The sequence below is a fragment of the Pseudomonas sp. genome, from assembly GCF_050739655.1.
In the GTDB taxonomy this organism is placed as follows: Bacteria; Pseudomonadota; Gammaproteobacteria; order Pseudomonadales; family Pseudomonadaceae; genus Aquipseudomonas.
This window is the reverse complement of record NZ_JBOIBY010000660.1, coordinates 1-7,292: the sequence shown is the minus strand read 5'-3', so window position 1 is coordinate 7,292 and position 7,292 is coordinate 1. Positions and strand designations below refer to the sequence as shown.

9 protein-coding genes are annotated in these 7,292 nt (G+C 59.3%); 2 read left to right on the top strand and 7 right to left on the bottom strand.

All coding sequences use genetic code 11. The annotated features are described in order from the left end of the window. Positions 1-140: 140 nt before the first annotated feature. The 7 genes from guaB to ACRESJ_RS31375 form a co-directional block, all read right to left on the bottom strand. The gene (gene guaB / locus ACRESJ_RS31405; RefSeq protein ID WP_431761379.1) at positions 141-1,610 is read right to left on the bottom strand and encodes an IMP dehydrogenase; all 1,470 of its coding nucleotides are present in this window, start codon (positions 1,608-1,610) and stop codon (positions 141-143) included. Between the two features lie 267 nt (positions 1,611-1,877). Further along, positions 1,878-2,426 (bottom strand): sugar ABC transporter ATPase, encoded by a 549-nt coding sequence (locus tag ACRESJ_RS31400; RefSeq protein WP_431761378.1) that lies wholly within the window; start codon positions 2,424-2,426, stop codon positions 1,878-1,880. Positions 2,427-2,630: 204 nt separating this feature from the next. Continuing rightward, on the bottom strand, positions 2,631-3,812 hold the full coding sequence (gene purT / locus ACRESJ_RS31395; RefSeq protein WP_431761377.1) for a formate-dependent phosphoribosylglycinamide formyltransferase: 1,182 nt from the start codon (positions 3,810-3,812) through the stop codon (positions 2,631-2,633). Positions 3,813-3,902: 90 nt separating this feature from the next. Beyond that, positions 3,903-4,370, bottom strand: a complete 468-nt coding sequence (locus ACRESJ_RS31390) for a preQ0 transporter (RefSeq protein ID WP_431761376.1) — start codon at positions 4,368-4,370, stop codon at positions 3,903-3,905. Positions 4,371-4,573: 203 nt separating this feature from the next. Continuing rightward, positions 4,574-4,789, bottom strand: a complete 216-nt coding sequence (locus ACRESJ_RS31385) for a DUF1289 domain-containing protein (protein ID WP_431761375.1) — start codon at positions 4,787-4,789, stop codon at positions 4,574-4,576. Next, positions 4,786-5,310, bottom strand: coding sequence for a gamma carbonic anhydrase family protein (locus ACRESJ_RS31380; RefSeq protein WP_431761374.1), 525 nt, complete (start codon positions 5,308-5,310; stop codon positions 4,786-4,788). Before ACRESJ_RS31380 ends, ACRESJ_RS31385 begins: the two co-directional genes overlap by 4 nt. Before the next feature lie 55 nt (positions 5,311-5,365). Beyond that, positions 5,366-5,965 (bottom strand): CoA pyrophosphatase, encoded by a 600-nt coding sequence (locus ACRESJ_RS31375; protein ID WP_431761373.1) that lies wholly within the window; start codon positions 5,963-5,965, stop codon positions 5,366-5,368. Positions 5,966-6,112: 147 nt separating this feature from the next. On the opposite strand from ACRESJ_RS31375, the gene ACRESJ_RS31370 reads away from it, so the two are divergent. Together ACRESJ_RS31370 and ACRESJ_RS31365 are read left to right on the top strand one after the other, a co-directional pair. Beyond that, positions 6,113-6,661 carry an NUDIX hydrolase gene (locus tag ACRESJ_RS31370; RefSeq protein ID WP_431761372.1) on the top strand — a complete coding sequence of 183 codons (549 nt, stop codon included), beginning with the start codon at positions 6,113-6,115 and terminating at the stop codon, positions 6,659-6,661. A gap of 50 nt (positions 6,662-6,711) precedes the next feature. Continuing rightward, on the top strand, positions 6,712-7,215 hold the full coding sequence (locus tag ACRESJ_RS31365) for a L,D-transpeptidase family protein (RefSeq protein WP_431761371.1): 504 nt from the start codon (positions 6,712-6,714) through the stop codon (positions 7,213-7,215). Positions 7,216-7,292 lie beyond the last annotated feature (77 nt).

The window sequence follows — 7,292 nt, the reverse complement described above, 5'->3', positions numbered from 1 at the left end:
TCGAGGATCAGGATGCGGTGAGCGTGAATATCGAGGGCCATGATTCAGTCTCGTCTAAGTCATTCAGAAACAGTCGTGATTCAGAAACAACTCGGGGCTGAATAAAACAGCCCCGGTTGCTTAGCTTTTTGCTTGAAGGCTCAACCTACGCGGTAGTTTGGCGCTTCCTTGGTGATCTGCACGTCGTGAACGTGGGACTCGGCCATGCCTGCGCCGGTGATCCGCACGAATTCAGGAATGGTGCGCATTTGTTCGATGTTGGCGCTACCGGTGTAGCCCATGGAAGAACGCAGGCCGCCCATCAACTGGTGGATGATCGCGCTCAGGGTGCCCTTGTAAGGAACACGCCCTTCGATGCCTTCCGGAACCAGCTTCTCGGCGCCGGCCGAGGAATCCTGGAAGTAACGGTCGGAGGAACCTTGAGCCTGGGACATTGCGCCCAGCGAACCCATGCCACGGTAAGCCTTGTACGAACGACCCTGGAACAGTTCGATCTCGCCTGGCGCTTCTTCGGTACCGGCGAACATCGAGCCCATCATCACGCAGGAAGCACCGGCTACGATGGCCTTGGACAGGTCACCGGAGAAACGGATGCCGCCGTCGGCGATCAACGGAACGCCAGTGCCTTCGAGGGCAGCGGCGACGTTGGCGATGGCACTGATTTGCGGGACGCCGACACCGGCGACGATACGGGTGGTGCAGATCGAGCCAGGGCCGATACCGACCTTGACGGCATCAGCGCCAGCTTCGGCCAGGGCCTTGGCGGCAGCGCCGGTGGCGATGTTGCCGCCGATGACCTGCACTTCAGGGAAGTTCTCTTTAACCCAGCGAACGCGGTCGATCACGCCTTTGGAGTGACCGTGGGCGGTGTCGACCACCACCACGTCAACCCCGGCGTTGACCAGGGCGGCAACGCGGTCACCGGTGTCTTTACCGGTCCCGACGGCAGCGCCAACGCGCAGACGACCTTGATCGTCCTTGCTGGCCAGTGGGTAAGCCTTGGCTTTTTCGATGTCGTTGACGGTCATCATGCCTTTGAGGGCAAACTTGTCGTCGACGATCAGCACGCGTTCGATGCGATGCTTGTGCAGCAACTCGCGAGCGTCGTTCTTGTCGGCGCCTTCCTTGACCGTGACCAGACGCTCTTTAGGCGTCATCACTTCGCGGACACTGATGTCCAGGCGGCTTTCGAAACGCACGTCACGGGAGGTGACGATGCCGACCAGGTCGCCATCGTGCAGCACCGGAACGCCGGAAATGTTGTGCATGCGGGTCAGTTCGAACAGGTCACGAACCGTGGCGTCAGCCTCGATGGTGATCGGGTCTTTAACGACGCCGGCTTCGAACTTCTTGACCTTGCGGACTTCGGCAGCTTGCTGCTCGATGGTCATGTTCTTGTGGATAATGCCGATACCACCTTCCTGAGCCATGGCAATTGCCAGACGGGCTTCAGTGACGGTGTCCATGGCGGCAGAAACCAGGGGAATGTTCAGCTCGATGCCACGGGTAAGGCGGGTTTTCAGACTGACTTCGTTAGGAAGAACCTCGGAATAACCAGGCACTAGGAGAATGTCGTCGAATGTCAGAGCTTCTTGGCTGATACGCAGCATCGCGGGGGCTCCCGAGCGGGAAAATGGAAGCGCGACATTATAGTCAGACACCCCTTCGGGTTCAATGTAAAACTCTGTCTATTATTGGCATTACTGATATACGGGGATTTCGCTCTGCGTAGGAGCTGCCGAAGGCTGCGATCTTTTGATCTTGTTTTTATCCGTAGGAGCGAAGCTTGCTCGCGAAGAGGCTTTGTAAAACAACATCAGAATCAAAGTCAAAAGATCGCAGCCTTCGGCAGCTCCTACACTGGAGAGCGGTGCTTTTTAGAGTTCTACTTTGACCCAACTGACAGGCTGATCCAGCCAATCGGCAAATTCGTCGAGAAAGCTCTGCTTGAACCCGGCCTCGGCCCAGTTGTTGAAGATGAATCCCAGGTTGGAGAAGCCGCATTCCTGCAAGTACAGAAAGCCGTTGATATCGTCTTCATGCCCGCATTCCGGGCAGGTGAAGTTATCGGTACGCCCCGGCATCCAGTCTTCCAGGCTCTCGAACAGGGCCTCGCCGATTTCCTTGCGGCATTCCGCGCAACCCGCCTCGCTCAGAAAACCCTTGGCCGGCGTATAGATGCAGCGCTTGGTGACAATCTCCAGGCCATTGACCGCCTCACCGAACGGCAGGGCTTCCGGGTGCAGGACCACCGCGCGAGCGCCCTCGCCGATGGCGTGGGCCATGCGATTGCCGGTACGACCACAGGTACTGAGTTCTTCCTTGATGATGTCCTTGCGCACCAGCCAACGCACAATCGCCCGAGCCCGGGGCTCATGCACCGGCAGCGTGGAGATTTTCGGGACGATGATGCTTTGTGAATTCATGGGGTACAGGCCTGAGGCGTTGGTGAAAATGAGCAGCATCCACGAATTATAGGCTGACCCACAAAGTCGGAGCGGCCCGAAAAACCTGTGGGAGCGGGCTTGCCCGCGATAGCGGTGGTTCAGTCGACATCAATGTTTAATGTGCCGACGCCATCGCGGGCAAGCCCGCTCCCACAAGGGATTACGGGCCAGCCTGTCGATGGGTTACAACTCGACAACAACCGCTTGGGAAGCACGGGTCGCCTTGGCGCGAGCGGCTTCGATCGACTCGTCGCGCGCCAGGGCCACGCCCATGCGGCGCTGGCCGTTGACTTCAGGCTTGCCGAACAGGCGCAGCGCGGTATCTGGCTCGCTCAACGCGGCGCCCAAATTGGCGAACGCGGTCTGGGTCGACTGCCCTTCCACCAGGATCACCGCCGAAGCCGAAGGCCCGACCTGACGGATCAGCGGAATCGGCAAACCGAGGATCGCTCGTGCGTGCAGGGCGAATTGCGACAGATCCTGGGAAATCAGGGTCACCAGACCGGTGTCGTGCGGGCGCGGCGACACTTCGCTGAACCACACCTGATCACCCTTGATGAACAGCTCGACGCCAAACAGGCCGCGGCCACCCAGGGCTTCGGTCACTGCCTTGGCGACACGCTCCGATTCGGCCAGGGCAACCGGGCTCATCGCTTGTGGCTGCCAGGACTCCTGATAGTCACCCTTCTCCTGACGGTGGCCGACCGGCGCGCAGAAGGTGGTGCCGCCGACGTGGCGCACGGTCAGCAGGGTGATTTCGTAATCGAAATCGATGAAACCTTCGATGATCACGCGACCTTTACCGGCACGGCCGCCTTCCTGGGCGTAGTCCCAGGCTTTTTTAACGTCATCGGCACTGCGCAGCAGGCTCTGGCCTTTGCCTGACGAACTCATGACCGGCTTGACCACGCAGGGGAACCCCAGGTCTTCGACGGCCTTGCTGTAGTCCTCGAAGGTGTCGGCGAAGTGGTATGGCGAGGTCGGCAGGTCCAGCTCTTCGGCGGCCAGACGACGGATGCCTTCGCGGTTCATCGTCAGCTGCGTGGCGCGAGCGGTGGGGATCACGGTGAAGCCTTCGGCTTCCAGTTCCACCAGGGTCGCGGTGGCGATGGCTTCGATTTCCGGAACGATGAAGTGCGGCTTCTCGGCTTCGATCACAGCACGCAGGGCGACACCGTCGAGCATGTTGATCACGTGGCTGCGGTGGGCAACCTGCATGGCCGGCGCGTTGGCGTAGCGGTCCACGGCAATCACTTCAACGCCCAGGCGCTGCAGCTCGATCACCACTTCCTTGCCCAGCTCGCCACAGCCACACATCAATACGCGGGTCGCGGTGGGCGACAATGGAGTTCCGATACGGGTCATCTGCAGGTCCTCAAAGAAGCGATCGTCGAGGGAAGCACGCTTCCCTGGGGGAGAAAGCGCGGCATTTTACATGAACTGCAGGGTTTGGCTTCAGCTGACGACAGCCTGTTTGCGCAGGCGCCAGGCCATGATCAGCCACACGGCGGTGACACCGGCGAACTTCGAGCCAAGAGCGGTGAGGATCACACCGGGCGTCAGCGCATCGATCATGCCGAAAAAGATGAAGGTATCGAGGGGAATGCTCAGGGCCGAACTTATCCACAGGCGGTCATGCAGCGGACGTTTGGTGATACTGAACACCAGCCAGTCGATGCACTCGGACACGGCAAACGCCGTGGCGCTGGCCAGGGCAATGGACGGATCGGACGTTATATAGGAAAGCACCAGCGCCACCAGCATGGCCGCAATCGCGCCGTGCCCGAAGCGGGTTTGCACCATGTCGCGCAGGATAAATATCAGCCCACCCCAGGCCGACCAGATGATGTCCAGGTGAGGGGCGGTGGAAAAGGCGAAGTTGGTCAGCACGACGCTGCTGATGTAGGCGATCAGGAAGATCATGGAAGTACCTGTCAATTTGGCGCACAGGGTACTTTAGTTGACCATAAAGTCAAAAGATCGCAGCCTTCGGCAGCTCCTACCCTGAATTGCGGATCGTTCCCACGCTCTGCGTGGGAACGCCTCAATGGACGCTTTGCGTTCGGCTCTGGATTTTGGGACGCGGAGCGTCCCGGGCTGCATTCCCACGCAGAGCGTGGGAACGATCAATGACCGGGGGTTTTGCCGATCATCCACACCAACCCACTGGCCTTGGCTCGCTCATGACACAACCCCAACACCTTGCGGCGTTCGTCGTTGTCCATGCGGCTCCAGCGGGTGATTTCCTCCACCGTGCGCTGGCAGCCGGTGCAGATGTCGTCATCGTCCAGCGCACAAATGCTGACGCAGGGCGATGCCACCGGGCGTTCTGGCGTGGTCATTCTTCCTGCTCGACCAGATCGCGGGCGTAGCGCTGCGAGTTGTGCACATAGTGGGCGGCGCTGGCCTCCAGCATCTTTTTCTGCTGCTCGGTCAGTTCACGCACCACCTTGCCAGGCGAGCCCATGACCAACGAACCGTCCGGAATCTCCTTACCTTCGCCGATCAGCGAATTGGCGCCGATGATGCAGTTCTTGCCGATCTTCGCGCCGTTAAGGATCACCGCATTGATGCCGATCAGGCTGTAGTCGCCGACCGTGCAGCCATGCAGCATCGCATTGTGGCCGATGGTTACACCGGTGCCGATGGTCAGCGGGTAGCCCATGTCGGCGTGCATCACGGTGCCGTCCTGAACATTGCTGTTCTTGCCGATCAGGATCAATTCGTTGTCGCCACGCAATACGGCGTTGAACCAAACGTTGGCGCCCTCTTCCAGCTTGACCTTGCCCACCAGCACGGCATTGGGTGCAACCCAGCTCTGCGGGTGGGTTTCGACTCGGGCGTCGCCCAGGCGGTACTTCATTGTTGTTTTCCTCAGGGCTCAGGCAGCCGCGGACTCAGGCCATTCGAACGATGGCTCAGGTATTGATAAAACTTTTGGGTGGCTGGTGCAGGCTGATTTTCGCGTCATAGAGCAGATTGATCAACTCGACGACCATAATCGCCGTCAGGCCCCAGATCTTGTACTCGCCGTAGCGGTAGCTCGGCACGTACCAACTGCGGCCCTGGTAATCGATGCGATGGGTATGCTCCCGTGGGTCTTCGCGAAAGAATTCCAAAGGAACGCTGAATACCGCGGCAATTTCGGCATCGTTGGCCCGATACTCGACGAAATCGGGAATCACGCCCACATAGGGGGTGACCTTGATGCCATGCAGGGAGATCAACGGACTCAGCGGCCCGATCACCTCAACCAATCCTGGCGGCAGGCCGATCTCTTCTTCAGCTTCGCGCAGGGCGGTAAAAACAAGGTCGGGATCTTCAGGGTCGCGTCGACCGCCGGGGAAAGCCACTTCGCCACCATGGGTCGAGAGGCCGCTGGCGCGCAGGGTCAAAACCAGTTCAGGTTCGTCACTGCGGGTGATGGGTACCAGTACGGCTGCCTCCGGGAAACGTCGGTCAGTCTCCAGCGTACGCGGTGTGTGATGACTGACCCGATGCAGTAGCTCATCCAGCATGAGTGTTCTCGATCTGTGCCTTACGCTGCATCATGCACCAATCGCTGCGGTCGCCCAAGCCCCCGGACAGCGGCGTGTCGCTAAACGACAACTTGCCGACAGACACCGTCGCACGCCAAGATAGGCGCAGCATTCAGGAACCCAAGCATGAAATTTTGCAGCCAGTGTGGCAACCCGGTGACCCAACGCATACCCGAAGGCGATTCGCGCATGCGTTTTGTCTGCGACACTTGTCAGGCCATCCATTACCAGAACCCCAACATCGTCGCTGGCTGCGTCGCCACCTGGGGCACCAAGGTACTGCTGTGTCGCCGCGCTATAGAACCGCGCCTCGGTTACTGGACATTGCCTGCAGGCTTCATGGAGAACGGGGAAACCATCGAGCAGGCAGCCATTCGCGAAACCGCCGAAGAAGCCTGCGCCCGGGTACGCAACCTGAGCATCTATACCCTGATCGACGTGCCGCACATCAGCCAGGTGCACGTATTTTTCCGTGCTGAACTGGCGGACCTGAATTTTGCCGCCGGCCCCGAAAGCCTCGAAGTTCAATTATTCGACGAAGCGGACATTCCCTGGGACGAGCTGGCTTTCCGCACGGTGGGCCGTACCTTAGAATGCTTCTTCGCTGACCGGCGGACCGAGGTCTACCCCGTACGGTCCGAATCGATCCCGCCGCTTGCTCAGCCTGCCAACTAAAAAAACATCTAATCTATAAATGTCGCGACACCTGCTGGGGAATCGTTTCAATGCGCTGGTTGCTTGCCCTGTTTTGCTTGTCGTTCGTATCGCTATCCCAGGCAAACGCCGTGGGAACGTACAACGGCAAGGCCATCGAGAAAGTCCTGGTTCTCAAGTCCGCCCACCAATTGCAGTTGATCAATGACGGCAAGCCGCTCAAGACCTATCGCATTTCTTTGGGCCGCAACCCCAGAGGCCAGAAGTTGATGGAAGGCGACCGTCGCACCCCTGAAGGCTTCTACTGGATCGACTGGCGCAAGACCAGTGACAAATTCAACCTGTCGATGCACATCTCCTACCCGAACATCGCCGATGCCGCCCGCTCACGCCGCGAAAATGTCGACCCTGGCGGCATGATCATGATCCACGGCACCCCGGACACCGAAGACAACCCTGAGCAACTGTTCCATACCCTGGACTGGACCGACGGCTGCGTCGCCATGCGTAATGTGGACATGCGTGAGGTGTGGAACCTGGTGCCGGATGGCACGATGATCGAAATTCGCCCGTAAGGACTCTCACTTGTAGGAGCTGCCGCAGGCTGCGATCTTTTGATCTTGATTTTAAAAGCCAGATCAAAAGATCGCAG

What these genes read in the sequence shown, in the direction of transcription:
- ACRESJ_RS31380 (WP_431761374.1), bottom strand. Translation starts at nt 5,310, where the DNA reads ATGAAGTACCGCCTGGGCGACGCCCGAGTCGAAACCCACCCGCAGAGC.
- ACRESJ_RS31365 (WP_431761371.1), top strand. Translation starts at nt 6,712, where the DNA reads ATGCGCTGGTTGCTTGCCCTGTTTTGCTTGTCGTTCGTATCGCTATCC.
- ACRESJ_RS31385 (WP_431761375.1), bottom strand. Translation starts at nt 4,789, where the DNA reads ATGACCACGCCAGAACGCCCGGTGGCATCGCCCTGCGTCAGCATTTGT.
- ACRESJ_RS31375 (WP_431761373.1), bottom strand. Translation starts at nt 5,965, where the DNA reads ATGCTGGATGAGCTACTGCATCGGGTCAGTCATCACACACCGCGTACG.
- ACRESJ_RS31400 (WP_431761378.1), bottom strand. Translation starts at nt 2,426, where the DNA reads ATGAATTCACAAAGCATCATCGTCCCGAAAATCTCCACGCTGCCGGTG.
- purT (WP_431761377.1), bottom strand. Translation starts at nt 3,812, where the DNA reads ATGACCCGTATCGGAACTCCATTGTCGCCCACCGCGACCCGCGTATTG.
- guaB (WP_431761379.1), bottom strand. Translation starts at nt 1,610, where the DNA reads ATGCTGCGTATCAGCCAAGAAGCTCTGACATTCGACGACATTCTCCTA.
- ACRESJ_RS31370 (WP_431761372.1), top strand. Translation starts at nt 6,113, where the DNA reads ATGAAATTTTGCAGCCAGTGTGGCAACCCGGTGACCCAACGCATACCC.
- ACRESJ_RS31390 (WP_431761376.1), bottom strand. Translation starts at nt 4,370, where the DNA reads ATGATCTTCCTGATCGCCTACATCAGCAGCGTCGTGCTGACCAACTTC.